General features: G+C 68.2%; 21 protein-coding genes. 15 read left to right on the forward strand and 6 right to left on the reverse strand.

Going from position 1 to position 24,956, the window contains the following annotated elements:
* From VNF92_05110 to VNF92_05125, 4 genes are all read left to right on the forward strand, one after another.
* Positions 1-584 (forward strand): SRPBCC family protein (locus VNF92_05110; GenBank protein ID HVA57246.1); only part of this gene is annotated, 584 nt, incomplete at its 5' end.
* Positions 585-627: 43 nt separating this feature from the next.
* The gene (locus VNF92_05115; protein ID HVA57247.1) at positions 628-1,938 is read left to right on the forward strand and encodes a coproporphyrinogen-III oxidase family protein; all 1,311 of its coding nucleotides are present in this window, start codon (positions 628-630) and stop codon (positions 1,936-1,938) included.
* 145 nt (positions 1,939-2,083) lie between these two features.
* A complete protein-coding gene (locus VNF92_05120; GenBank protein HVA57248.1) occupies positions 2,084-3,613 on the forward strand; it encodes a peptidase S1 in 1,530 nt (509 codons plus the stop codon).
* 156 nt (positions 3,614-3,769) lie between these two features.
* Positions 3,770-4,261, forward strand: coding sequence for a c-type cytochrome (locus VNF92_05125; protein ID HVA57249.1), 492 nt, complete (start codon positions 3,770-3,772; stop codon positions 4,259-4,261).
* Between the two features lie 105 nt (positions 4,262-4,366).
* Here the strand turns inward: VNF92_05125 and VNF92_05130 are convergent, their stop codons facing one another.
* Positions 4,367-6,463, reverse strand: a complete 2,097-nt coding sequence (locus VNF92_05130) for a M1 family metallopeptidase (protein HVA57250.1) — start codon at positions 6,461-6,463, stop codon at positions 4,367-4,369.
* 111 nt (positions 6,464-6,574) lie between these two features.
* Here VNF92_05130 and VNF92_05135 point away from each other — a divergent pair, with 111 nt between their 5' ends.
* Positions 6,575-7,276: a VIT family protein gene (locus tag VNF92_05135; protein HVA57251.1), complete on the forward strand. Its 702-nt coding sequence runs from the start codon at positions 6,575-6,577 to the stop codon at positions 7,274-7,276.
* A 40-nt stretch (positions 7,277-7,316) separates the two neighbouring features.
* Here VNF92_05135 and VNF92_05140 read toward each other — a convergent pair whose 3' ends face one another.
* Complete coding sequence (locus VNF92_05140) at positions 7,317-8,366, reverse strand: glycosyl hydrolase family 18 protein (protein ID HVA57252.1); 1,050 nt, start codon at positions 8,364-8,366, stop codon at positions 7,317-7,319.
* 124 nt (positions 8,367-8,490) lie between these two features.
* Here VNF92_05140 and VNF92_05145 point away from each other — a divergent pair, with 124 nt between their 5' ends.
* Positions 8,491-8,952: a PH domain-containing protein gene (locus VNF92_05145; GenBank protein ID HVA57253.1), complete on the forward strand. Its 462-nt coding sequence runs from the start codon at positions 8,491-8,493 to the stop codon at positions 8,950-8,952.
* Positions 8,953-8,986: 34 nt separating this feature from the next.
* Here the strand turns inward: VNF92_05145 and VNF92_05150 are convergent, their stop codons facing one another.
* Positions 8,987-10,798: a glycoside hydrolase family 35 protein gene (locus VNF92_05150; protein HVA57254.1), complete on the reverse strand. Its 1,812-nt coding sequence runs from the start codon at positions 10,796-10,798 to the stop codon at positions 8,987-8,989.
* A 116-nt stretch (positions 10,799-10,914) separates the two neighbouring features.
* Here VNF92_05150 and VNF92_05155 point away from each other — a divergent pair, with 116 nt between their 5' ends.
* From VNF92_05155 to VNF92_05165, 3 genes are all read left to right on the forward strand, one after another.
* Positions 10,915-11,418: a DinB family protein gene (locus VNF92_05155; protein ID HVA57255.1), complete on the forward strand. Its 504-nt coding sequence runs from the start codon at positions 10,915-10,917 to the stop codon at positions 11,416-11,418.
* A gap of 43 nt (positions 11,419-11,461) precedes the next feature.
* Positions 11,462-12,433 carry an MBL fold metallo-hydrolase gene (locus VNF92_05160; GenBank protein ID HVA57256.1) on the forward strand — a complete coding sequence of 324 codons (972 nt, stop codon included), beginning with the start codon at positions 11,462-11,464 and terminating at the stop codon, positions 12,431-12,433.
* Between the two features lie 116 nt (positions 12,434-12,549).
* On the forward strand, positions 12,550-13,134 hold the full coding sequence (locus tag VNF92_05165; GenBank protein HVA57257.1) for a porin family protein: 585 nt from the start codon (positions 12,550-12,552) through the stop codon (positions 13,132-13,134).
* A gap of 4 nt (positions 13,135-13,138) precedes the next feature.
* Here the strand turns inward: VNF92_05165 and VNF92_05170 are convergent, their stop codons facing one another.
* Positions 13,139-15,406 (reverse strand): transferrin receptor-like dimerization domain-containing protein, encoded by a 2,268-nt coding sequence (locus VNF92_05170; protein HVA57258.1) that lies wholly within the window; start codon positions 15,404-15,406, stop codon positions 13,139-13,141.
* 225 nt (positions 15,407-15,631) lie between these two features.
* Between VNF92_05170 and VNF92_05175 the strand changes: the two genes are divergently transcribed.
* From VNF92_05175 to ggt, 5 genes are all read left to right on the forward strand, one after another.
* Entirely contained in the window at positions 15,632-15,901 is a 270-nt protein-coding gene (locus VNF92_05175) for a hypothetical protein (GenBank protein ID HVA57259.1), read from the forward strand.
* Between the two features lie 38 nt (positions 15,902-15,939).
* Positions 15,940-16,419, forward strand: a complete 480-nt coding sequence (locus VNF92_05180) for an isoprenylcysteine carboxylmethyltransferase family protein (GenBank protein ID HVA57260.1) — start codon at positions 15,940-15,942, stop codon at positions 16,417-16,419.
* Positions 16,410-16,970: a hypothetical protein gene (locus VNF92_05185; protein HVA57261.1), complete on the forward strand. Its 561-nt coding sequence runs from the start codon at positions 16,410-16,412 to the stop codon at positions 16,968-16,970. The genes VNF92_05180 and VNF92_05185 overlap by 10 nt, the downstream gene beginning before the upstream one ends.
* 9 nt (positions 16,971-16,979) lie before the next feature.
* Positions 16,980-18,416 carry an amidohydrolase family protein gene (locus VNF92_05190; protein ID HVA57262.1) on the forward strand — a complete coding sequence of 479 codons (1,437 nt, stop codon included), beginning with the start codon at positions 16,980-16,982 and terminating at the stop codon, positions 18,414-18,416.
* A gap of 126 nt (positions 18,417-18,542) precedes the next feature.
* The gene (ggt, locus tag VNF92_05195; GenBank protein HVA57263.1) at positions 18,543-20,321 is read left to right on the forward strand and encodes a gamma-glutamyltransferase; all 1,779 of its coding nucleotides are present in this window, start codon (positions 18,543-18,545) and stop codon (positions 20,319-20,321) included.
* A gap of 58 nt (positions 20,322-20,379) precedes the next feature.
* Here the strand turns inward: ggt and VNF92_05200 are convergent, their stop codons facing one another.
* Together VNF92_05200 and VNF92_05205 are read right to left on the reverse strand one after the other, a co-directional pair.
* The gene (locus VNF92_05200) at positions 20,380-21,471 is read right to left on the reverse strand and encodes a hypothetical protein (GenBank protein HVA57264.1); all 1,092 of its coding nucleotides are present in this window, start codon (positions 21,469-21,471) and stop codon (positions 20,380-20,382) included.
* Between the two features lie 145 nt (positions 21,472-21,616).
* Complete coding sequence (locus VNF92_05205; GenBank protein HVA57265.1) at positions 21,617-22,441, reverse strand: pyruvate, water dikinase regulatory protein; 825 nt, start codon at positions 22,439-22,441, stop codon at positions 21,617-21,619.
* Between the two features lie 86 nt (positions 22,442-22,527).
* Between VNF92_05205 and ppsA the strand changes: the two genes are divergently transcribed.
* Positions 22,528-24,909: a phosphoenolpyruvate synthase gene (gene ppsA / locus VNF92_05210; protein ID HVA57266.1), complete on the forward strand. Its 2,382-nt coding sequence runs from the start codon at positions 22,528-22,530 to the stop codon at positions 24,907-24,909.
* Positions 24,910-24,956 lie beyond the last annotated feature (47 nt).

Here is a 24,956-nt window from a genome sequence, read left to right on the forward strand (position 1 = left end):
TGAATGTCGGGGATCTGACGACCCGTTCTCGCGGCCTGCGGCGCGGCGTGCTCGCATGCGCCCTGTTGGCGACCGCGGCGGTCGTTCCGGCGCAATCGGTCGACGTGCGCGCGGTGCGTGAGGGTTCGCTGGTTCGCCTCCGAGCCACCGTACACTTCACGGCGTCGCCGGCGGTGGTCTGGTCGGTGCTGACCGACTACGAGGGGCAGGGGCGGTTCGTGCCAGGAATTGTCGAGAGTCGATTGCTGTCGCGCGATTCCTCCGGGAGCGTCGTGCGACAGCGGGGCAGCGTGGCGGTACTCGTCTTTCGCTTTCCCTTCGATGTGGTGTATGCCACCGTCGAGCAGCCGCCCACGGCACTGACCGCGCGACTCGTTCGAGGGAGCGTTCGCCGGATGCAAAGCACGTATCATCTGAGTCCCGACGGCGCTGGTACGCTGCTCGAATACCGGGGCGAGGTGGAGGTGAGCGGATGGTTGCCACCGCTCATCGGGCCCGCGATCGTGCGAGGACAGGTCGAAAGTCAGTTGAAAGCGATCGCGGCGGAGATCGACCGTCGTGCACGCGAGCGCCGACCACCCTGATATGACTCACCTTTCGTCAATACGCGCTTCTGCCGGTGGTCCGATGGCGACGCATTCCATCGATTACTTGACCCTGCGACACCTCGCCCCAGCCAGGTGGTTGCGCGCCCGCGTGTCGCGTGTTCTTGGCGGCCGTGAGGCGTGGCCGCTGGTGTTTCGGGCTCCGCACGCAGCCTCTGGGTTTCCACAGGGCACGAGCGGCAACCTCTACGTGCATCTCCCGTTCTGCCAGCACCTGTGCCCTCATTGCCCGTACAATCGCATCACCTTCCAGTCCGGGATGGTACGTGACTACGGGCGAGCGCTCGAGCGGGAACTCACCGCATACCTGGCGCGCGCCGATGCGCCGCCCGTGCGGACGCTGTACTTCGGCGGCGGAACACCCAGTCTCACTCCGGAGCTGATCGAACTGGTCATTACCCTGGTACGCTCCCATCTCGTTCATGGCGCCGAGGTCGGGGTTGAAGTCCATCCGCGGGATGCGGACCCCGCGCTGCTCGCGCGGTTGCGTGTCGCTGGCGTCAACCGCATCAGTCTCGGTATCGAGACCCTGCGTCCAGATCTGCTCAAGTCGTTGGGCCGGCACTACACGCCGGAGCAAGGCCTGCAGGCCATTCGGTCCGCGCAGCGTGGCGGCTTCGACTTCGTGGATGTGAACCTCATCCACGGAATTCCGGGACAGCGAGCCGACGAGGCCATCGCTGACGCCGAGCGGATCGTGGCCCTCGGCGTGGACCAGATCTCGGCATATCCGCTGTTCGGGTTCGCCCATACGCCACTCGGCCGGCGCGGCGGGGTCGGCCCGGCGTCAGATCGTGAGCGCCTGCGCGCGCAGCGCGGGGTTTCACGCGTCTGCCGGGCGGCGGGCCTCGCGCGCACGTCCGTCTGGAGCTTCACGCGCGCTGGCTTGTCTCCGTACTCCACCGTCACGCACGAGGACTACGTCGGCTTCGGTGCCGGCGCCGGCTCGAAAGTGGGCGGCGTCTTCTGGTTCAACACGTTTTCCATTCCCGAGTACAACGCGTGTCTCGAGCCGCGCCCAGCCCTCGTGCTGCACGTCGGCGAGCGCTTGCGCCGGCTGCACTGGCTCTATTGGGCCATCTACGGAACGCACATCACGTCCGAGCGGTACCGCACCCTGTTCGGCAAACCGATCGAACGGGATTTCGGCCGCCTGTTATGGGCGATGCGGATGGCCGGATTGGCGCGGCACGACGCGACCGGCTGGAAGATCACGGAACGCGGAGCCGTCTGGGTGCATCGCCTGCAGAGTCTCTTTTCACTCAGCTACATCGACGAATTGTGGACGCGCTGCCGGCACGAAGCGTGGCCGACGGAAGTCGCCCTAGTCTGATGCGACGTCCTCCGGGCGGCCCAGAGGAAGCGGGCTCGGCTCTGGATTGCGGTAGGTCCACCCGATGGCGAAGTTCCCCTGCCGTCGCCGAACGCGTCCGGCTTGCGTTTGCGTTCTGTTCATCATCCCACACAGGAGTCGTTCCGTGATCGCTCGCCGCTCGGCCTCCCTGGCCGCCGCTTGCGCCCTACTCGCATTCAGCGCCATCCCCGCGCTCGCCCAGAAGGCGGAGAAGCCCGCCTCGGACACCGTTGCCGCGGTGCCGTCCGAGAGTGCATCCGTGACGCAGCACGTGATCACGCTCAACGGAGAGACCGTGCACTACACGGCCACGGCCGGCAACCTGCTCGTGCGCAACGACTCGGGCGCGCCGATCGGCAGCTTCTTCTACGTGGCCTACACCAAGGACGGCGCCGACCCGCTCAAGCGTCCGGTGACGTTCCTGTACAACGGCGGACCGGGGTCGTCCACGATCTGGCTGCACATGGGTTCGGTGGGTCCGCTGCGGGTCGTCACCGACGACGCTGCGTCCACGCCGCCCGCCCCGTACGAACTGAAGGACAACCCGTACAGCCTGATCGACAAGAGCGACCTCGTGTTCGTCGACGCCATGGGTACCGGCTTCAGCCAGATCGTGGGCAAGGGCACCGGCAAGGAGTTCTTCGGCGTGGACGCCGACATCCGGTCGTTCGCCGACTTCATCACCCGCTACGTGACCGTCAACAACCGGTGGAACTCACCCAAGTTCCTGATGGGCGAATCGTACGGCACGACGCGATCGGCGGGCCTGGCCGATGCGCTGCAGGAGCGCGGCATGCCGCTCAACGGCGTGGTGCTCGTGTCGTCATATTTGAATGCATATGTCGATTTCAGCGGGCCGCCCCTGGCGCTCGACCTGCCGTACGAACTGTACCTGCCGACCATGGCGGCCACCGCCTGGTACCACGACAAGCTCTCGCCGAAGCCCGCGGACCTGGCGGCGTTCCTGGCGCAGGTGCGCGCCTTCGCCCTGGGCGACTACGAGCAGGCGCTGGACAAGGGCTCGCACCTGGGCGCCGCCGAGCGCGACGCCGTGGTGGCCAAGCTCCACCAGTACACCGGGATCTCGGAGCAGTACTGGCGCGAAGCGAACCTGCGGCTCACCCCCGACCGATTCGAGAAGGAACTGTTGCGCGACGAACGGCGCACCGTGGGCCGTCTCGATGCCCGGTACGAAGGGATCGATCACGATAATGCCGGCGAGAGTCCCGAATACGACGCCGCCGACGCCGCCATCAACGGACCCTTCACCACGGCGTTCAACTACTACCTCAAGAACGGCCTCCACTATACGAGCGACCGCCGCTACCTGACCACCAACTACGGCGTCGTGGGGCGCAGTTGGGACGACCATCACCACGGCGCGGACATGCTCGATGTGGCCGAAGACCTTCGCGACGCGATGTCCAAGAATCCGCAACTCAAGGTGTTTTCGGCCAACGGCTATTTCGACTTCGCCACGCCGTTCTTCGAGACGGAATACACCCTGGACCACATGGGGCTCGCCCCGTCGCTGGCCAAGAACATCACGTATGGCTACTACCAGTCGGGGCACATGATCTACATGCACACGCCGGCGCTCGCGCAACTCAAGCACGATCTGGCGGCGTTCTACGACTCGACGCTGAGCCATTAGGGCATTCCCGCACGCGGCGGTTCCAGAATAGGGTTATCATTGCGACGAGGGCACGCCGTGAGGCGGGCCGGGCGCCGGGGCTCGTCTGGTCCCGGCCCTCGCCGACCGCGGCGGAGCCCTCGAAACTGAACGGTGTCCATGACCGGGGAGGAGGAAATGCGCGTTTCTGTGATGGGTACGAAATCTGCCGCGGCCGCCGCGGTGCTTGCCATCGTACTTACCGCCTGCGGCGGCGGCGAGAAGAACGCGGCCGATACGACCTCGGCCGCAGTGGCGGCGGCCGCAAGCGCCGCCGCTGCAGCGGTGCCTGCGGCCGCGCCGGCCGGCGCGCTGCCGTCCGGCGCCACGATGGGGATGGTCGCCGAGGGCGATAGCATCTTCCATGGGCAAGCGGCTGGCGGGCTGTGCTTCACGTGCCACGGGATGGATGCGAAAGGCACCCCGCTTGCGCCTTCGCTGGCCGACACTGTCTGGCTCACCGGCGACGGGAGCTACGCATTCATCCAGAAGCGCGTGATCGACGGAATGCCAAAGCCCGCGGCACCCTACGTCGCACCGATGCCGCCCATGGGAGGCGCCAAGCTCACTCCGGATCAGGTGAAGGCCGTCTCGGCATACGTCTACTCCATCAGCCACACCGGGGCCTGATTCGATCGGCGCTCTCCGCCGCGCTGCGCACTGGGCGGTGTGCGAAGACGGGCGGCGACTCCGATCGAGTCACCGCCCGTCTTCGCGCATCCGTTCAGCAGCTGATCATCCCTTGCACGCCGGGCCGCCGAACCTCCCGCCGCCGAAGCCGGGCCCGCCGGCCGGCTCGGGCGGCGCCGGTTGCCGCGGCCAGGTGTTGTCGGAGATATCGAGATCCGGGAACCGGCAGTGCGGATCGAGCACGATGCGCTCGATCTTGCGCGCGCCGAAGTCGAGCGTCGCCTTGAACGTGCGGCTGCCGTTGAACCACACGTCCACCGGCCAGGTGACGGTGGCCGTCGAATCATCGATCATCACGGCGTTCCGCATGTGCCGGATGGCCGGGCCCTTGGGTGCGAAGTGGACGTTCAAGACCACGGGCGACGGCATCTGCCCGGCCTGGTGCACGGTCACCACGGTGCGCCCGGCCGACGTGGTCACGTTCTGGATGGACCCATCCACGGCGTCGGTGGTGAACAGCCAGTAGTACCAGAACCACCCGAGGTCGCGGTGCAGGGCATTGCTCATGAAGAACGCATAGTCCCACGGTGACGGATGCTTGAACCGCCAGGCGTGAGCGTACTCGCTCATCGCATGCCACACGGCGCTGTCGCCCACGATGCCGCCGAGCATGGACAACATCATCGGCGCCTTGCTGTACGCCTGGAAGGAGTACATCGGGCCGCCGTAGTTGGCGTCCCACATCATCGGAGCTTCGCGTTCGTTGCCGCTCGTCATTCCGTAGCGCTGGCCCGGGCCGTCGAGATCGGCCGGCAGGTGCTGCCGGTCGTCGCGCGACAGGATGTTCATGTACTGGTTGAACCCTTCGTCCATGAACGGATACCAGGTCTCGTTGGTGCCGAGCGTCATCGGCCACCACTCGTGCCCGGTCTCGTGATCGGAGGCACCGACGCTCGACATGATGAACATCGGATACTCCATGCCGAGTTCCGGGCCGTCCACCATGGTCATGGTCGGAAAGCTGTAGGGTATCCAGAGTTTGGAATAGAACTCGAGGGCGTGACGCACGGTGGGGCCCGCGTCGGCGTATGCCGGCGCGTGGCCGGGCAGGTACATGATGTTGATGGGGACGTTCATGCCCGAGCCGGGGATCACGGCGTGCGCCCCGTCCCACACGAACTGGTCGGACGTGGCCCAGGCGACGTCGGCCGCGGTATCGGCCACGAAGTGCCACACGAGCCGGTCGCCGGCCGCGGTGGCGCGGCCGGGTCCGAATTCGTCGGGGCTCAGGATGCGGACGGTCGAGTCGGCGGTGAGGGCCTGCGTCAGCCGTTCCCGTTCGGCGGCCGTCAGCACGTCCTGCGGGTTCTGCAGAATGCCGGTGGCGCCCACGAGCCAGCCCGCCGGGAGATCCAGCTTGACGTCGAAGTGGCCGAAATTATTGTAGAATTCTGATGGCCCCAGATACGGGTCGGTATCCCAGCCGCCGTCCCGCAGGTCGTCGAACACGGTCACCCGGGGGTACCACTGACCCACCTGGTACAGCGTGTCGCCCCACGCGCCCATCCGGATGCCGCGCGTCGGCGCCACCACCTTGGGCACCGTGAAGTGCCAGTCGGCGTCGAGGGCAACGCTGCCGTGCGCCGGCACCGGCGCGGGCAGGGTGATGGTGGCCACCGTCTGCGACAGATTGAAGGCCGCGAGTTCCACCGGAGGCGCGGCGCCGCCCCGTCCGCCCCGTCCTCCGCGGCCACGCGCCGGGGCGCCGGGGTTGAGCGCCACCGGCTGTCCGTCCACGCGCAACGCGGTCACCTGCATGCCGTCGGTGATGTCGGTGACCTCCTCGGCCCGCGGCACGTTGGGGGCGAACAGGTTCTGATCCAGACGCAACGTGATGGAGTGCATCTCGTTGGGCCCGTTGTTCTGCACCACCACGTGCTCGTGGCCCGTCACCAACCCCGTGGCCGGGTCGAAGCGGGCGTCGATCGCGTAGTCGGTCCAGAGCTGCCAGTAGTTCCGCCCGGGCCGGCCAGTGGAGTCGCGGGTGCCGGCAGCGAAGGCGCGCCGGATCATGTCCGTCATCGGGATGTCGTGCTGGATGGCACGGTCTGGATATCTGCTGGTCGTCTGCGCAAAGCCGGGGGCCGGAAGCGCGGCCAGCGCGCCCAGCACGGCCAGCGCCACGAGAGAGCGAGAGCGCATGGGGAGAGTCCTCGTCAGGAATTCGTCGGAATAGCCGGCGGGACGCCGGACTCCCCAGACTTACCATGCGGCACTACATATTGAAAGGGACGCCCGTCCGGAGACCCAGCCATGAGACCCCCAGCCCGCCATCGCGAACAACACCGTACCGATCGCATCGGCTGGCTGCGCGCCGCCGTGCTCGGTGCCAACGACGGCATCGTGTCCACGGCCAGCCTGCTCGTGGGCGTGGCGGCGGCGAGTGTCGGACGCGGCGAGGTACTCGTGGCCGGCACGGCCGGTCTCGTGGCCGGCGCGATGTCCATGGCGGCGGGCGAATACGTGTCGGTCAAGTCGCAGGCCGAGACCGAGGAGGCGGACCTCACCCGTGAGCGCCGCGAACTGCGTGACGATCCGGAGGCGGAGCACGTGGAGCTGGCGGAGATCTACGTGAAGCGCGGGCTCGAGCCGGCGCTCGCCCGCCAGGTGGCGGACCAGCTCATGGTGCACGACGCGCTCGGCGCCCACGCCCGCGACGAACTGGGGATTTCGGAAGTCGTCGCGGCGCGCCCCATTCAGGCCGCGGGAGCGTCGGCGGCGAGCTTTGCCGTTGGGGCGATACTGCCGCTGATGGCGAGCGTGCTCGCGCCGTTGCCGATGCTGCTCCCGGCGGTGATCGCCGCATCGCTGATCTTCCTGGCCGTGCTGGGGGCCGTCGCGGCGCGCACCGGCGGCGCGCCCGTGCTGGCGGGCGCCGTGCGCGTGACCTTCTGGGGCGCCCTCGCCATGCTGGTGACGGCGGGCGTGGGCCGGCTGTTCGGGGCGGTGGTGTAGACCGCGCCGGCCGGATCAGCCGGCTGGCGAGCCACGGCCGTCAGAACGGCGGAACGGGTGTCGGACGCGCCAGGGCCGGCCACAGTGCGGGATCCTCGGTGCCCAGGACCCACACCGAATAGCCGCGCAGGTGGTACTGCGCAACGAGCGCCAGTTTGTCGACGAATGCCCGCGCGTCCTCCATCCAGAGATACTGGAACACTCCGTTCTCGCTCCACACGGCGTGCGGCGACTTCTGTATGCTGTCCCATCGCGCCGCCACGCGATTGGCGGCCAGCAAGCTCTCGGCGCGCGCGAACGGGATGTCGCGCCCGATCATGCGCGGGCCCTCCTTCTTGGAGTACGATGGAAACCACCAGTCCGAATACGAGGGAATGCCGAGTGAGATCTTGGCCGGAGCCACGCCCAGCGAGAGCACGTAGCGCAGGCACTGCTCCATCCACGGATAGCCGGCCACCGGACCGGCGGGGGAAACCCCCGTGTGCTCGGCGTACGTCATGAGCGAAATGAAATCGAGCGTATCGGCCAGGGCCTTGTAGTCGTACACCCCACGCCAGTTCGCGAAGATCCACCGGTCGTAGCTGTTGGTACCCGGGTCGTCGCTGGACCTCGGGACGACGGCTGCCGACAGCGTGCACCCCGCGTGGTGCACCGAATCGACGGCCGCGCGCACGAACGCCGTGAACCGTTGGCGGTCGGCCACGTTCACGTTCTCGAGGTCGAATTGGATGCCATCGAGGTGATCGGTGCGGCAGAGGGCGGCCAGGCTGCGCAGGGCGCGCCGCCGCGCCGAGGCGACGGTGAGCACGCGGTGGATGGCCGGCTGGCTGAACCCGGGGTTCATCACGAGCGGCACGAGCTTCACGTGGTGCTCGTGGGCGGCGGCCACGACGCGTGGGTCGAGATGCCCGGTGATCGCGCCCGTCGGCAGCAGGTCGAACACCTGCGGCGCAACGATGTCGATCTGACTCGCGTGGTCGATGAAGCTGCGCGTGCTCGCGTCGCTGCCCACCGCATACCAGAGGGCTTCCGGGTGCTGGGCCGGGGCGCCCGTCGGGATGGTCGCGAGCGCGAGGAGGATGGCGCCCATTGAGATCCGCATGGCGTTGAATGTAGGACGGTAGGAGGGTAGGACGGTAGGACGGAGCACGGCGGCGCGGGTTGCCGGCGGCTGGAGAGGGTGACATCATGGAAGCTGACCCTCTCTCCATTACATGCCTTCAACCGATACGAGTGCTGCAGCGCCCGACGAGGTCTTCAGGTCGCGCGTGGACCTGTGGCTGGTGGCGCTCATCGCCGTGGGGATCGGCGTGCCGATCGTCATCGTGAGTGGCCCCGGCACCGATCCGACGGGGGCGCTGGTCGGGCGCGCAATGGTCGGTGTCACATCGGTGCTCCTGGTGCTGTTCCTGAGCTGGCTGTATCGCACCACCCGCTACACCCTCGGGCCCGACGCGTTGACCGTGCAGTCGGGTCCGGAGAACTGGCGCATCCCCTATCGGGACATCAAGAGCGTGCGCCGCAGCCTCAATCCGCTCTCGGCGCCGGCCCTGTCGATCCGCCGGTTGAAGATTCTCTATGGCCCGGACGCCTGGGTGCTCATCTCGCCTCCGGACCGCGAGGCGTTCATCGCCGCGCTCGGCAAGCGCGTGCCGGGTCTCGAGGTCGAGCGCTGAACGACGGCCGCTTCCGGTCCACCCCGCGGGCCATCTAGCGGGGGTCGGGGTGCAGCTCGTTCAGGATCGGATGGTCCAGGCCGTTCAGGGTCCGCCGGGTGGGCGTCACGAGATCGAACACCACGACGTCGTTCGTCCCTCGCTTGAGCCAGGGGCCGGGCACGTACAGCGTCTGCTGCGGACCGATCTGCCAGAACCGTCCCAGCTGGTGACCGTTGACCCACACCGTGCCCTTGCCCCAGCCGCGCGTGTCGAGGAACGTGTCTCCGGTATGAGCAAGTTGGAAAGTGCCGCGGTAGAACGCCGGCCCATTCGGCTGGCCCGCGGCAAACGCCGGCGCCGGCGTGGATGCCATCGGCAGGGGGTACACGTCCCAGCCCGTGAGTTCGGCGCCGGCCAGCGTCACCGAATGCGTGATGCCCTTTTCTTCGGTGCGTAGCGGCTTGGCGAAGTTCACGCGCCCCGTGTTCTCCACGAGGATGTCGAGCCGGCCGCCGGCCGGCACCGATAGGGGCATGCTGTCCTGGCCCAGCCGCCGGTCGAGGGTCCCGGCGAGCGCGCCGTTCACGTATACCTGCGCGTAGTCGCGCACGTCGCGGATCACCAGCTCGCCACTCGCCCCCGCCGCCACCGACGTGCGGTACAGGATGTAGCCGTACGACTGGCCGAAGGTTTCCATGCCGCGCGGGCGCTCCACGTGCACCTTCGTGCCCAGCGTGCTCCACAGCGACGCCGCGGCACCCAGCGTGAACGCGGGCACGACGATCGGCGGCGGCGTGGCGGGCACGGGCGGCGGTGTCACCCCCGTCGCCTTGGCGATCGCGTCCCGGAAGGCGTAGTACTTGGCCGTCGGCCGTCCCGACTCGTCGAGCGCGGCATCGTAGTCGTAGCTCGTGGTCTGCGGATGGTAGTGCCCGCCGTCGATGTTCGCCCCATTCATGAATCCCCACGTCGTGCCGCCATGGAACATATACATGTTCACCGAATAGCCGCGGTCGAGCATCCACGACAGTTCCCGCGTCTGCTGCGCCGCGTTCGTCGTGTTGTGCGGGCGACCCCACTGATCGAACCAGCCGGCCCAGTACTCGCCGCTCATCAAGGGTTCGCCCGGCCGGAACCGCGCCAACTGCGCGAACGCGCTGTCGGCGTCGCCGGGCCCGAAGTTCACGACGGCGGGGAGATCGGGGAGCGTGCCGTTCGGCAACTCGCTCGGTCCGTCGGCCGTGTACAGCAGCACGTTCGTGAAGCCGGCGTGCACGAGCGCCGCCCGCTGCCACTCCAGGTACGCCTTGTCACTGCCGAACGAGCCGTACTCGTTCTCCACCTGCACGGCGATGATCGGGCCACCGTGGCTGGCCAACAGCGGCACCAGTTCCTTGCCCAACCGGTCGAGCCAACGCTCGGCGGGCTTGGTGAACCGCGGATCGGTGCTGCGCAGTACCGTCCCCGTGTCGGCGAGCAGCCAGGCCGGGTACCCGCCCAGGTCCCACTCCGCGCACACGTACGGGCCGGGCCGCAGGATGACGTGGAGCCCCTCCTCCTGCGCGATCCGTACGTACTCGGCGATGTCCTTCTGGCCGGAGAAATCGTAACGGCCGGGCGTGCTCTCGTGCAGATTCCAGAACACGTACGTGGTGATCGTGTTGAGGCCCATCGCGCGGGCCTTCTCGAGCCGGTCGCGCCAGTACTCGCGCGGTACGCGCGCGTAGTGCATGGAGCCCGAGATGATCTGGAACGGCTTGCCGTTCAGCAGGAAGCGGCCGGAGCCGGCCACGAGCGGCCCGGTCTGTGCGGCCGCCGGGACGGCGCCGGCCGCGAGGGCGAGGGCGAGGAGGATTCGGCGCATGCGCCAATCTAGCCCGGTGGACTGGTCCTCGTAACAGCGGCCATATAGACTCTGGCTCCACCGCCGCCAACCGAGCATGAGCCCCATGCCTGGATCACCATGACCCACCCAGACGAATGAGCGCCCCCATGGATCCCCGCGTCATCGCCCCCTCCGAGACCTTCCGCATCAACACCAAGCTGTTCCGTAACTGCCTGCACGACATGACAGCCGAGCAGGCGCAATCGCGTCCCGGAACCCTGGGCAACAGCGCCATCTGGGTGGCGGTGCACATGACCACGGCGCGGTTCGAGTTGCTCAAACGTCTGGGCGCCGCAGTCGCCAATCCGCTGCCCGCTGCGGTGACCACGGCCAAGTCCATCGACGACGTGAAGGCATGGCCCTCGTTGGACGACGTCCGGTCGGCGTGGGGCGCGGCGGCCCACGCGTTGCGCGACCGGCTGGCGGCAATGACGGCGGCCGACCTGAACGCCGCCGTCGAGGTGCGATTCCCCGTGTTCGAACAGACGGTGTTCGGCGTCCTCGTGTTTCTGACGCAGCACGAGACGTACCATCTGGGCCAACTCTCGCTGCTCCGCAAGCAGGCCGGGCTGCCGGCGATGAGCTATAGAGAACCCTGATTCGACCGACGCTCTTACGGTTACCCGCCAACCGGAGGTTGCCATGCCGTCTCTCACTCGCCGTGAATTCCTCGCCACGTCCGGCTCGTGCGCCGCGCATCTCGCGCTCGTGGCGGCCGTGGCGCCACGCGCGCTGCGTGAATTGTGGGCGGCGCGGCCGCGCGGTCCGATCGTGGCCACGGAGCCGTTCGGGCGGCTCGAACGCCTCGCCGACGGCGTGTGGGCGCTCGTCTCCACGCCGCTCGCCGGCGACTATACGACGGTCTCCAACGGCGGGATCATCGTGGGCACGCACGCAGTGCTGGCCATCGAGGGGTTCAACACGCCCCGGGGCGCCCAGTGGTTGGCCGGCAAGGCACGCGAACTCACCGGGCGCTGGCCCACGCACGTGATCGTGACGCACTACCATTCGGACCATTCCAACGGCGTCGCGGGGTACCTGGCCGACGGCCACCACGCCGAGTTCCGTACCACGCAGATCACGCGCGACGAGGCGATCGCGCGCAACAAGCCGGCGGATGACGCGCGCACGGCCGCGCTGCGCGACGCGGTGCTGCTGTCGCCCACGGACGCCGCGAACTTCGACCTCGGGGGGCGCGCCATCGGCCTCCTGCCGCACCTGGGCCACACCGACAGCGACGTGGCGCTCGCCATCGACGAACTCGATCTCGTGTTCTGCGGCGATCTCTTCTGGAACGCGATGTTCCCCAACTACGTGGACGCGATTCCGAGCAAGCTGTCGGAGTCGGTGCGCGCGCTTCGACAGCGCGATGCCCGCACGTACGTGCCCGGCCACGGCGCGGTGGGCACGCCCGAAGACTTCGCCCGGTATGCGGCGATGATCGACGATGTGGAGCGCGCGGCGCGCCGGGCGCACGAGGCGGGCACGAGCGCCAAGGACGCGGCGGCGGCATACGAGTTTCCTCCGTCCACCGGGCAGTGGACACTGTTCGGCAAGACGTTCGTCGAACGCGGGTTCACCGCCTGGTACCGCGAACTCGACGGCACGCGTTGAAGGCGTGGGGTGGCGCGGTGTGCGAGGGAACCCGCGATATGCGAGGTTGACGTAGCGGCCGGCAACAATTCCGCGAATTGCGGGGTACCCCCAGGCAACCGCAACGGGGGATCATCATGAAGCGTGCATTCGCGGGAGCTGCAACCGCCGTCGTGCTGTGCCTGACCGTGGCGCGCCCCGCGCGGGCGCAGGGCGGCGGAATCGGGCTCAAGGCGGGCCTCTCGTACGGCAGTGTTTCCAACGTGGGGCTGTTGCCGGGCGATCTGCACTCGCGGTCGGGCTTCGCGGCCGGGCTCGGATTGGAGTCGGGCGGTCCCGTGGGTTTCGGAATCGAGGGACTGTACGCGCAGCGCGGGGTGACCGGCGGTGCGCCGGGCGACGCGCGGGAGCTGAACTACGTGGACGTGCCGGTCTACCTGCGCATTGCCGCACCGGTGCCCGGCATTTCGCCGTTCGCGTATGCCGGTCCGCAGGCGTCGTTCGAACTGCAGTGCCGGGCGGGCGGGGCTGATTGCCCCGCCACCGGGCGTCCCACCACGTCGTATTCCGGCGTGATCGGCGCCGGCCTGCGTCTGCCGGGCGGGCTCACGGTGGAGGGTCGGTACGTGTACGGGCTGACCGATCTGAAGCTGAACACGATCAGCACCACCGAGAGCTACCGTACCCGGTCGTTCCTCGTGCTGGTCGGGTTCGGCTTCTAGCGCGTCATCGCGCCCGTGCCAGCGCGGTGGCGGTGTTGTTCACCAATGCCGCTTCGGCCATGAGGGCGTCGGCGATGCGGCCGATCTGGGCGTTCACGTCGCTCCACTCGTTCTGCTCGATCGCCTCGCGGGCGCCCGGCATGGTCTTCACGCCGTACCCGGTGTAGAAACCCGGCGCGTAGAGCAGGTGCCGGTACCAGGGCCGCTTGGGCAGCCCGTCGAGCGACGTGAGGTCGCGTTCGGACTTGAGCAGTTGCTCGTTGACCCCGCGCAGCACGGCCTCGGCGGTGTCCGACGTCCGAGTCCAGGAGCCATACGCTTTCTCGAATGCCGCGGCCGCCTGGGTGAGCGTATCCACCGCGTTGAGCAGCGGGGCGAAGTTGAACTGCGGCGGCGGCACTTCCACGGCGGGCGCCGAGGTGGGGTCTCGCGGGTCGCTCGTGACTGCATAGTCTCCGGCCGCCACGGCCCGGTTCGTGGCGCCGATCGTGGCCGCCCGCTCGTCGCGCAGCTGCTCGAGTTCCCGGGTGTAGCGCTGCACGGTCTGCGCGAGGTTGGTGAACACGAACGGCAGTACGTCGGCGTCGGCCAGGCGCATCACGGCCTTGCCCACGGTTTGCGAAAGCGCGCGCCCGTAGACGAACGACGTATCGCTGAAGTGCGTGTACCAGTAAAAATCGTCGTAGATGGAGTGGTAGATGCCGCTGTGGTCCTCGCCGCCGTACCCGAGGTTCAACGACGCGATGCCCAGATGTTGCAGGAAGGGCGTGTAGTCGGAGCCCGAGCCCAGCGCGCCGATCTGGAGGTCGCCGTTCCCACCGCCGGTGCCGCCGCCGCGTCCCCCGCGCCCGCCAACGGCGAGGCGCGCCTTGTCTCGCGCCCAGACGCTCACGTGCGACTCCGGATCCGTGACGTCCTTGGCCACGCCGTTGATGAAATCCTCCAGGGAGTGCGAGCCGGAGATGCCCAGGTAGCCGCGGCCATTGCCGTCGGTGTTGAGATAGGCCACCGCGTGCTGTTGCAACTCGTCCGCGTGCTCTTCGGCCCACTCGGTGGAGCCCAGGAGGCCGGGCTCCTCGCCGTCCCAGGCGGCGTAGATGATCGTGCGCTTGGGCCGCCAGCCCTGCTTGTACAGCTCGCCCAGCGCGCGGGCCTCTTCCAGTTCGGCCACCTGTCCGGCGAGCGGATCGGCGGCACCGTTCACCCACGCGTCGTGGTGGTTACCGCGGACGATCCACTGGTCGGCTTCGCTGGTGCCCGGCAGCTTGGCAATCACGTCGTGGATGGGCTTGATGTCCCAGTTGGACTTCACCACCAGGTGCACCCGGGCCGGGCCAGCGCCCAGCCGGTACGTGATCGGCAGCCCGCCGCGCCACGACGCCGGCGCGACCGGACCGCCCATCGCCTCGAGCAAAGGCTTCGCGTCGCCGTACGAGATGGGTTGTACGGGGATCTTGGACAGCACCGTGGATTCGCTGATCGGCAGCCGCTTGGCGTCCTTGGTGGCGCCCCAGCCTGGCGTGAGCGGGTCACCGGTGTAGGTGGGCATGTCTTCGACGCTGCCGCGCTGCACGCCCTGCGATGGTCGCATCGGGCCGTTGGGGAACACCGTGCCGTCCGCGTATCCGTCGTCCGCCGGATCGGAGTAGATGAGGCAGCCGATGGCGCCGTGCTCGGCGGCCACCTTCGGCTTGATGCCGCGCCACGAGCCGCCGTACTTGGCGATCACGATCGCGCCCTTCACCGAGATGCCATGCCGCGCCAGCTCCTCATAGTCGGCGGGCACGCCGTAGTTCACGAATACCAGTGGACCGGTCACGTCGCCGTCGGCGGAGTAGGCGTTGTACGTGGGAAGCTGCTCCGTCTTCTGCCCCGACGTCGGATCCACGGCCACGGTCGGCTCCTCGAGCCGCGCCGTGTAATGCGTGGGCGCGATCAACTCCACCAGCCGCTGCTTGGGCGTGGGGAAGAGGACATAGAACGTCTCGATGTGCGCGTCCCATCCCCACGACTTGTACTGCGCCAGGATCCACTCCGCGTTGGCCGAGTCGTAGGGCGAACCCACGTGGTGGGGGCGCGCGGAGAGCAGCTGCATCGCGGCGCGCATGCGCGCCGGATCGGGAATGGCATCGAACTTGGCCTCCCAATCGCGTTCGATCTGGGACGACGCCGCCGTGAAGCCGCGCAGCGGAGGCTCGGGGGCAAAGCGCGCGGGAACGAGGGCCAGTCCGCCGAGCGCGACGAGGAGCGAGGGCGTGAATCGGGACATCATGGCAGGGGTCGTGGAAGGGGGTGGGGAACTGCGGCCGGCCCGGCCAAATTGCCTCGCAATCCACGCGGGCGCCAGACGCCGGCGCGCGCAGAGTCCGTGAAGCCGGGGCCGCCGGTTGGGACGCTGGTGCGCGCATGGTTGGTGCGGCATCTTCATGAGCGCACGACGTCCGCCCTCGGCGGCGCTAACTCCGCGGCCACCGCGACGGCCCCATCCGGGAGCCCCATGCCCTGCCTGTTCGCGATCATCGCACTCGCCACACCGCGCTTCGTGATCCTGCTGCTGTGGCTGTTCACCGGCTGGTTCGGCGGGCTGTTCACCGCTGCTCTCTGGCCCGTGCTCGGATTCGTCTTTTTGCCCACGAGCCTGCTCTGGTACACGGCGGTCCAACACTGGTGGGGTGGGCAGTGGACGCTGTGGCCGATCGTCGGGCTCGTGGTGGCGCTGATGATCGACGTATCGCCGGCCAGCGGGCGCCGCCGCAAGCACCGGTGACCGCCGCACGCCATTCTTCCTCCCCCCAAGGAGCCTCGATGACCGACTCCGATTCCACCGCGCCGGACAACGCCGGCGTGCACGTACCGCCGCCGCTCATCTATCTGACGGCGTTCGCCGTCGGAATGTTCGTGCAGCGCGCCGTGCCCCGCACCCTGTTGCCGTCGGGCGAGGCGCGCTCGGCGGCGGTCGTGCTGGGCGTGGCGTGGGCCGTGCTCACGGTGTGGACCATGACCTGCTTCCGGCGGGCGCACACGAGCGTCATCCCGGTCAAGCCGACCTCGGCGCTCGTCATCAAGGGGCCGTTCCGGATCACGCGCAATCCGCTCTATCTGGGCCTCGTGCTGCTCTATGCGGGCGTGTCGCTCTGGCTGAACGCGCTCTGGCCGTTCGTCCTGCTGCTGCCGCTGATCGTGATCATCCAGACGTACGCGATCGCCCGCGAAGAGCGCTACCTGGAGCGCAAGTTCGGCGACGCGTACCGCGACTACCGGCGTCGGGTGCGGCGGTGGATCTGACCGCGACCGGCACGCCGCCGGCGGTGGCCCGGTGGGCCCGGCTCGGCCTGCTCGCCGCGCTCGCGCTATATGGAATTGCTTATATGCGCGATCCGGGGGGCGGCCACCTGATCGACGGCATCGACCTGGCCATTCACGAGACCGGACATGTGGTGTTCGGGCCGTTCGGCGAGGTCATCCAGTTTGCCGGAGGGACGCTGTTCCAGTTGATCGTGCCGGCGACGTTTCTCGTGTATTTCCTGCGGTTCGCGCCCACGCGCGACGAGTTCGGGGCCGCCGTGACGCTCTGGTGGATGGCGATCAATCTCTGGAACATCGCCGTGTACGCCGGCGACGCGCGGACGCAGCGGCTGCCGCTGGTGGGCGGCGGGGAGCACGACTGGGCGTACCTGCTCGGGCGCGCCGGGTGGCTGTCCTACGACACGCGGGTGGCGGCCTTGTTTCACGCGCTGGGGGTGGTGGCGTTCGTGGTCGCGCTGTGGTGGGGGTTCCAGGCGGCACGGCGTCTGCCGGCGGCGGCCGAGGTGGACGACGCCGGCGCCGAGCAGTAAGCTCCCGGCATGCCCAACCATTCCCGGTTCCGATTCGCGTGCGCCATGGCTGGCGCCGCCATGCTGCTGCCGGCCGCCCTCGCGGCGCAGCGCCCCACGCTGGCGCCGGCCGTGCGCCAGTTCGTCGCGGTGGACACCACCGTCGTCGCGCTCACCCACGTGCGGGTGATCGACGGCACCGGCGCGCCGGCCCGCGACGACCAGACCCTGATCCTCCGCGACGGCCAGATCGCGGCGATGGGTCCCGCGGGCTCGGTGGCCGTGCCGGCCGGCGCCCAGGTGATGGATCTCACCGGCAAGTCGGTGATCCCCGGGCTCGTCATGATGCACGAGCACCTGTTCTACCCCACCGGCCCCGGCGTATATGGAAATGAATATGTGAGCTTCCCGCGCCTGTACCTGGCCGGCGGGGTGACGTCCATGCGCACCACGGGCGACGTGGGCGGCTACGGCGACCTGCGGATGGCGGCGGCGATCAAGGCCGGCGAGCAGCCCGGACCGTGGATCGACGCCACCGCGCCCTACGTCCAGGGGCCGTCGCCCTTCGACCAGATGTACGCCCTCAAGGACTCCGCCGACGCGCGCCGCTACGTGAACTTCTGGGCCGACGCCGGCGCCACGTCGTTCAAGGCGTACATGAACATCACGCGCCCCGAGCTGGCGGTGGCGATCGATGCCGCCCACAAGCGCGGGCTCAAGATCACCGGCCACCTCTGTTCGGTGACCTATCGCGAGGCGGCCGATCTCGGCATCGACGATCTCGAGCACGGCTTCTTCGTGTCCACCGACTTCGTGAAGGACAAGCAGCCCGATGTGTGTCCGGGGCAGGCGGCCGGCATGGCCGCGCTGGCCGCCGTCGACTCGAGTAGCCCGGCGTTCAAGTCGCTGGTCCAGGATCTGGTGCGGCATCACGTGGCCGTCACCTCCACGCTCACCGTCTTCCAGACGTTCACGCCCGGCCAACCCATGCCACCCGGCCTGGACGTGCTCGATCCGATACTCAAAGCGCAGTTCGAGCAGTATCACGCGCGCGTCGAGCGCAACCCGAACTCGATCTACCCGAAGCTGTTCGCCGATGACCGGGCGATGGAGTTGGCCTTCGTGCACGCCGGCGGGATGCTGCTCGCCGGCACCGATCCGACGGGCGGGGGCGGGGTGATCCCCGGCTACTCCGACCAGCGCCAGGCCGAATTGCTGGTGGGCAGCGGGTTCACGCCGCTCGAGGCGATCAAGATCTGCACGCTGAACGGCGCCACATACCTCGGACGCGCCGACCGCATCGGATCGCTGGCCGTAGGCAAGCAGGCGGACCTCGTGGTGATCAACGGCAACCCCGCGGCGAACATCGACGACATCGAGAAGGTCGCGCTGGTGTTCAAGCAGGGCATCGGGTACGACCCGCAGAAGCTGATCGACTCGGTGAAGGGTAGGGTGGGGCTGTATTGAGAACGATTTGTACGACGGTATGAGGGTAGGACGGTAGCACGGATGACCGCGAACGCCGTGCACCCTCCTACTCTCCGACCCTCCTACTCTCCGACCTTCCTACCGTCCTACTCTCCTACTCCTCTCATGACCCGTCTCCACCCGTCTCGCGCCCGCTTCGCCGCCATCGCGGTCGCACTCGCCACGATCGCTGTTGCCAGGCCCGCCGCCGCCCAGCGCGGACTGCCCGCCATGCCCGCCCACGGCCAGCCGCTGCCGATCGCCGAGCGCTCCATGGTGATCACGAAATATGGCATCGTGGCCGCCAGTCAGCCGCTCGCGGCCCGCGCCGGGGTGCATATGCTCGAGCTCGGCGGCAACGCGGTGGACGCCGCGATCGCCGCGAATGCGGCCAACGGCCTCATGGAGCCGGCGATGAACGGCGTGGGCGGTGACCTGTTCGCCATCGTCTACATCGCGAAAACCGGCAAGCTGTACGGGCTCAACTCCAGCGGCTGGTCGGCCACCGGGATGACGCCGGCCCTGCTCGAATCGAAGGGGATCGAGCGCATTCCGCTGCGCGGCATCTGGGGCGTTACCGTGCCCGGGGCGGTCGCCGGCTGGCAGGCCCTGCACGACCGATTCGGCACCTTGCCGTTGTCGACGCTGCTCGCGCCGGCTATCGCCTACGCGAAAGAGGGCTTCCCCGTCACCCAGGTCATCGCCGAGACGTGGGCCGGGTACAAGCGCGCGCTCGACGCGACGCGGGAGGCGGCGGCGACGTACGAGATCGACGGCCACACGCCGCGCGAAGGAGAGATCTTCCGCAACCCCGATCTCGCGCAGACCCTCACGCGCATCGCAGAGCACGGACGCAGCGGGTTCTACACCGGGCCCACCGCCCAAGCCATCCTCGCCACCGAGCGGCGGTACGGCGGCACGATGACGGCCGCCGACCTCGCCGACTTCCAGCCGCAGTGGGTGACTCCGCTGCACGTGGAGTATCGCGGGTGGACGGTGTACGAGTTGCCGCCCAACAGCCAGGGCATCGGCGCCCTGATGATGCTGCAGATGATGTCGCACTTTCCGATGGCCGATTACGGCTTCCATTCCACGATGGGCCTGCACGTCATGATGGAGGCCAAGCAACTGGCGTACGCCGACGTGCTGCGGTACGTCGGCGATCCGCGGCTGGCGAACGTGCCGGTGGACCGGATGCTCGACCCCGCGCACGCGGCGGCGCGCGCCGCGCTGATCGATCCCGCGAAGGCGACGTGCAGCGAGCCGCCGTCCGAGTTCTCGTCGATCACCGACAAGAAGGGGGGCGACACCATCTACCTCACCGCGATCGACAAGGACGGCAACATCGTGTCGCTCATCCAGAGCAACTACGAGGAGTTCGGGTCGGGCCTCGTGCCCGGGGGCGCGGGATTCGTACTGCAGGATCGCGGGTCGCTGTTCACCCTGCAGCCCGACATGGCCAATACGCTCGCGCCGCACAAGCGGCCGTTGCACACGCTCATGCCGGGGTTCATGGAGAAGGACAGCGTCCGGATCGGCTTCGGCATCATGGGGGGCTGGAACCAGGCGCAGGCCCACGCGCAGTTCGTGGCCGACGTGGCCGACTACGGGATGAACATCCAGCAGGCGCTCTCGGCCGGGCGGTTCACGAAGCCCGGGTTCTCGGGATGCAGCTTCGACATCGAGTCGCGCGTCCCCGAGGCCGTGCGCGACTCGCTGTCGGCGATGGGCTACGACCTCACGCTCTACGGCCCGCGCACCGGCCACTTCGGATGGGGCCAGGCGCTGATGGGCACAGCTGGCGGCGTGCACTACGGCGCCAGCGACCCGCGGCACGACGGCGAGGCGGTGCCTCAGGAAATTCCAATCGGCGCGGGCAAGGGGTCGCGGTTGGGCGGGAGGTAGCGCCCCCGATCGCGCCGCTTACTCCTCCCGGAGCGTGACGAGCGGATCCGCGCGCGCCCTATCGGGACGGGCGGCCGGCGGTCCAGCGGCGGAGGCGCTCGCCGACGCTCTCCGGCAGGAGGAGGGAGTCGCTGATCGCCGCGATTTCCTCGGCCTCGCGCCACCGCTCCTCGAGAACCGCCAGCTCGCCCTCGAGGGCGCGGCGCTCCTCGGTCTCGTGCAGCGCCATCTCGAGGGCCAGCCGGAATTCTGGCTGGATGCCGCGGAGCGTCGACTCGGGGCCGGTGTGGCTCCACGGCCGCAAGGTCCCGATGCGCTGGAGCAGGGCCTGCGACGTGGGGTCGCGGTCGAGGAGGGCAACCGCGTCGCGGACGCGCCGCCGGCCGGCCCCCATGCGATTCACGTGGGGAAGGAGCGTGCTGAGCGCCCGCAGCGCGTCGTCGCCGCGGAACACGGTCGGGTCCGAGCGAAACATGCGCCGGTATGCCTGCAGCGGGCCGAGCATGGTCAGCATGTCCAGGCGAAACCGGCGGGCCTTCGGGTCGGGCGATCGGTGGGGCACGGACAGCGTCCACCCCCCGTCGCCGTCGGGCGCGAGGAGCAGGGAGACCAGATTGAGCGGGGAGATCGGCGCAACCTGGCCGTCGGGGAGCCGCAGGCTCGTGACGGGGTAGGTCCTGCCATAATGCGAGTAGCCCACGACGCCCACCTGCAGGGCCAGCGACACGGCGCCGATCGACGCGAACGCCGCGGCCCCGAACCAGAGTCCGCCGCCGCCGACCGCGGCCCCGGCCGTCAATCCGAGCGACCGGAGGCGCCGCCGGCCGAACTGATCGCCGTAGCGCCACGCCGCCATCTCGGGACGCTGCGGCGCGCCGATGCGGACCAACTCGGTGCCTTCGGCCAGGCGGCAGAGGCCGACGTTCTCGGTGGCCACGCGGCGCGTCGTGTCGCGGTACCATCGCTCGCATTCCTCGATCGCCTCCCACCGTTCCTCGATTGGGGTCAGGTTCCACCGCTCGCACTTCCGGCACACCACCCAGAGCCGTCCCTTGGCGGGATCGAACGCCAGCCGCCGCCCCACCGGGAAGCGCTCGACCACCTCGTTCTCGCCGAGCGCGGCCTGACAGAAGATGCAGGTGGAATACATGGGCCAATCAGTATGGGCCGCGGGTCCGGGGCGCCAGTCCGAGGACGCCCTGGCGGGCGCTTCCCGGCCCGGCGCGTGGTCGAGGGGAGCAATGCGGCGTTCACACTGCGAAGCGGCGTTCCAGCGACTCACCGACTCCCAGTAATCAATACGAGGGTCGATCCAACTTCGCGATCTGTATGATCGTCGCCGACAACTCCTCGATCGACTTCGTCGACGAGTCGAGCCAGCGAATGCCCTCGCGGGTCATCATGCGCTGGGCCGCTTCCACCTCGTAGCGGCAGTTGGCGAGCGAGGAATAGTCGCTCGCCGGGCGGCGTGCCTCGCGGATGCGGTGCAGCCGATCCGCGCTGATGGACAACCCGAACAGCTTCTCCCGGTGCCGATTCAGGTCATCGGGCAGCTTTTTCCGCTCGAAATCCTCGGGAATCAGGGGAAAATTGGCGGCCTTCACGCTGAATTGGAGCGCCAGATACAGGCTGGTCGGTGTCTTGCCGCTGCGCGACACCCCCACGAGGATGATGTCCGCGTCGTCCAGGCCGAGACTCGACACCCCGTCGTCGTGGGCCAGGGCGAAGTTCACGGCCTCGATGCGGTTCGTGTAGTCGAGACTGGTAGCTACCTTGCGGGATTTCCCGATGGCATGGGAACTGCGGGCGTGGAATTCTGACTCCAGCGGCGCGATGAACGTCTCGAAGAAGTCGAGGATCAGGGCGTCGGCCTCGCGCAGCCGCTGCGACAACTCGGGGTTCACCAAGGTCGAGATCACCACGGGGCGCACGCCGTCCAGGGTGCGGGCGGCGCGGACCTGGGCCAGGCATTCCATCGCCTTCTCCGTGCTGTCCACGAACGGAATGCGCACCTGCCGGAAGGCGATTCCCTCGAACTGCGACATCAGGCTGTGGCCCAGCGATTCGGCGGTGAGTCCGGTACCGTCAGAAATGAAGAAAACCGTGCGTGTAGCGGTCATGATCCGGAGATCTCGCGGAAATCGGTTAGACTAATTGTAACTGCATCGCCACTCCGAACTCCAATGACGACGACAGGTTGCGATCCATGACACGAAACACGCCTCCCTATGTGATCCCGTTCGAAAGCCTCCGCATGACCGATATCGACCAGGTGGGAGGCAAGAACGCCTCCCTGGGCGAGATGATCGCGCAACTGGCTGCCTCGGGAGTGCGGGTGCCCGGCGGATTCGCCACCACGGCCGTCGCGTTCCGCGATTTCCTGGCCCAGAATGGGCTTGCCGCCCGCATTGCCAAGTCCCTCGATGGGCTCGATGTCAACGACGTCAACACGCTGGCCGCGAAGGGGGCGGAGATCCGCCAGTGGATCCTCGCCACTCCGCTGCCCGAGCGGCTGGCCGCCGAGATCAAGACGTCGTACGAGACGCTGGCCGCGGGAAGCGGCCGCAATGCGTCGTTCGCCGTGCGGTCGTCGGCCACCGCCGAGGACCTGCCCGACGCGTCGTTCGCCGGCCAGCAGGAGACGTTCCTGAATATCCACGGCTACGAGAACATCGTGGGGGCGGTGCACGATACCTTCGCGTCGCTCTACACCGACCGCTCGATCGCATATCGCGTGCACAAAGGATTCGCGCACGCCGATGTGGCGCTGTCGGTGGGCGTCCAGCGTATGGTGCGCTCCGACCGCGGAGCGTCCGGCGTCATGTTCACGCTCGACACCGAGTCGGGGTTCGACCAGGTGGTGTTCATCACGGCCAGCTACGGGCTGGGTGAGACGGTGGTGCAGGGGGCGGTGAACCCCGACGAGTTCTACGTGCACAAGCCCACGCTGGCCCTGGACAAGCCGTCCATCGTGCGGCGCAGCCTTGGCTCCAAGCTCATCAAGATGGTGTTCACCGACAACCGCGAGGCGGGCAAGAGCACGGACACGGTGGACGTGCCGGAAAACGAGCGGTACCGATTCGCGATCAGCGATGCCGATGTGCTCGAGCTGGCGCGCTATGCGGTGATCATCGAGCAACACTACGGCCGGCCGATGGACATCGAGTGGGGACGCGACGGGGACGACGGCAAGCTGTACGTGCTCCAGGCGCGTCCCGAGACCGTCAAGTCGCACGGCGCCGGCCGGGTGACCGAGAAGTACCGGCTCAAGCAGCACGGCAAGGTGCTCGTGAAGGGACGCGCCATCGGGCAGAAGATCGGGCGGGGGCCGGTACGCGTGGTCAAGACCGCCAAGGAGATGGACCGCGTGCAGGCCGGCGACATTCTGGTCACCGACATGACCGATCCCAACTGGGAGCCGGTGATGAAGCGCGCGTCGGCGATCGTCACCAATCGTGGGGGTCGCACCTGCCATGCCGCGATCATCGCGCGCGAACTGGGCATTCCGGCCATCGTCGGCACGGGCAACGCCACCTCCACGCTCGAAGAAGACGAGCCGGTGACGGTGTGCTGCGCGGAGGGCGACACCGGGTACGTCTATCGCGGCGCCCTCGAGTTCGAGGTCGTGCGCACGGACGTGGGCAATCTCCCCTCGCTGCCCGCCAAGATCATGATGAACGTGGGCAATCCCGAACTGGCATTCGAGTTTGCTCAGATCCCCAACGCCGGCGTGGGGCTGGCGCGGCTGGAGTTCGTGATCAACAACGTCATCGGCATCCATCCCAAGGCGATTCTCGACATCGAGCACGTACGCGAGACGCTGCGCGAGGAGATCACGCGCCGGGCGCGCGGGTATGCCAGCCCCGAAGCCTTCTTCGTGGACAAGTTGGTGGAGGGCGTGGCCACCATCGCCGCGGGGTTCTACCCCAAGCCGGTCATCGTGCGGTTGTCGGACTTCAAGTCCAACGAGTATCGCAAGCTGCTGGGCGGGGAGATGTACGAGCCCGAGGAGGAGAACCCGATGCTCGGGTTCCGCGGCGCGTCGCGCTACGTGGCCGAGAGCTTCCGCGACTGCTTCGAGTTGGAGTGCCGCGCCATGAAGCGCGTGCGCGACGAGTTGGGGTTCACGAACGTGGAACTGATGATTCCCTTCGTGCGCACGGTGAGCGAGGCCAAGCGCGTGGTGGAGTTGCTCGCGGAGCACGGGCTGGAGCGCGGGGAGAACGGGCTGCGACTGATCATGATGTGCGAGATCCCGTCCAACGCGCTGCTCGCCGACGAGTTCCTGGAATACTTCGACGGCTACTCGATCGGGTCCAACGACCTCACGCAGCTCACGCTGGGGCTGGATCGCGACTCGGGGCTCGTGGCCCAGGGGTTCGACGAGCGCGACCCGGCGGTGAAGAAGCTCCTCTCCATGTCGATCTCGGCCTGCAACCGGCTGGGCAAGTACATCGGCATCTGCGGGCAAGGTCCGTCCGATCACGCCGACTTCGCCAGATGGCTGATGGACGAGGGCATCCAGACGATCTCGCTGAATCCGGATACCGTCGTGGAGACGTGGATGCGATTGGGATCTGCTTCATGAGTCGGTAGGGCGGGAGGGCGCTGGACGGCGTCGCCGTCGCCTCCCTG

Source organism: Gemmatimonadaceae bacterium (assembly GCA_035533015.1).
Taxonomy (GTDB): domain Bacteria; phylum Gemmatimonadota; class Gemmatimonadetes; order Gemmatimonadales; family Gemmatimonadaceae; genus JAGWRI01.

Excerpts from the sequence above, each read along its gene's own strand:
- VNF92_05115 (HVA57247.1), top strand. The coding sequence starts at position 628 with ATGGCGACGCATTCCATCGATTACTTGACCCTGCGACACCTCGCCCCA.
- VNF92_05200 (HVA57264.1), bottom strand. The coding sequence starts at position 21,471 with ATGTATTCCACCTGCATCTTCTGTCAGGCCGCGCTCGGCGAGAACGAG.
- VNF92_05170 (HVA57258.1), bottom strand. The coding sequence starts at position 15,406 with ATGATGTCCCGATTCACGCCCTCGCTCCTCGTCGCGCTCGGCGGACTG.
- VNF92_05145 (HVA57253.1), top strand. The coding sequence starts at position 8,491 with ATGCCTTCAACCGATACGAGTGCTGCAGCGCCCGACGAGGTCTTCAGG.
- VNF92_05140 (HVA57252.1), bottom strand. The coding sequence starts at position 8,366 with ATGGGCGCCATCCTCCTCGCGCTCGCGACCATCCCGACGGGCGCCCCG.
- VNF92_05160 (HVA57256.1), top strand. The coding sequence starts at position 11,462 with ATGCCGTCTCTCACTCGCCGTGAATTCCTCGCCACGTCCGGCTCGTGC.
- VNF92_05175 (HVA57259.1), top strand. The coding sequence starts at position 15,632 with ATGCCCTGCCTGTTCGCGATCATCGCACTCGCCACACCGCGCTTCGTG.
- VNF92_05205 (HVA57265.1), bottom strand. The coding sequence starts at position 22,441 with ATGACCGCTACACGCACGGTTTTCTTCATTTCTGACGGTACCGGACTC.
- VNF92_05135 (HVA57251.1), top strand. The coding sequence starts at position 6,575 with ATGAGACCCCCAGCCCGCCATCGCGAACAACACCGTACCGATCGCATC.
- ppsA (HVA57266.1), top strand. The coding sequence starts at position 22,528 with ATGACACGAAACACGCCTCCCTATGTGATCCCGTTCGAAAGCCTCCGC.
- VNF92_05180 (HVA57260.1), top strand. The coding sequence starts at position 15,940 with ATGACCGACTCCGATTCCACCGCGCCGGACAACGCCGGCGTGCACGTA.
- VNF92_05190 (HVA57262.1), top strand. The coding sequence starts at position 16,980 with ATGCCCAACCATTCCCGGTTCCGATTCGCGTGCGCCATGGCTGGCGCC.
- VNF92_05130 (HVA57250.1), bottom strand. The coding sequence starts at position 6,463 with ATGCGCTCTCGCTCTCTCGTGGCGCTGGCCGTGCTGGGCGCGCTGGCC.
- VNF92_05155 (HVA57255.1), top strand. The coding sequence starts at position 10,915 with ATGAGCGCCCCCATGGATCCCCGCGTCATCGCCCCCTCCGAGACCTTC.
- VNF92_05125 (HVA57249.1), top strand. The coding sequence starts at position 3,770 with ATGCGCGTTTCTGTGATGGGTACGAAATCTGCCGCGGCCGCCGCGGTG.
- VNF92_05150 (HVA57254.1), bottom strand. The coding sequence starts at position 10,798 with ATGCGCCGAATCCTCCTCGCCCTCGCCCTCGCGGCCGGCGCCGTCCCG.
- ggt (HVA57263.1), top strand. The coding sequence starts at position 18,543 with ATGACCCGTCTCCACCCGTCTCGCGCCCGCTTCGCCGCCATCGCGGTC.
- VNF92_05165 (HVA57257.1), top strand. The coding sequence starts at position 12,550 with ATGAAGCGTGCATTCGCGGGAGCTGCAACCGCCGTCGTGCTGTGCCTG.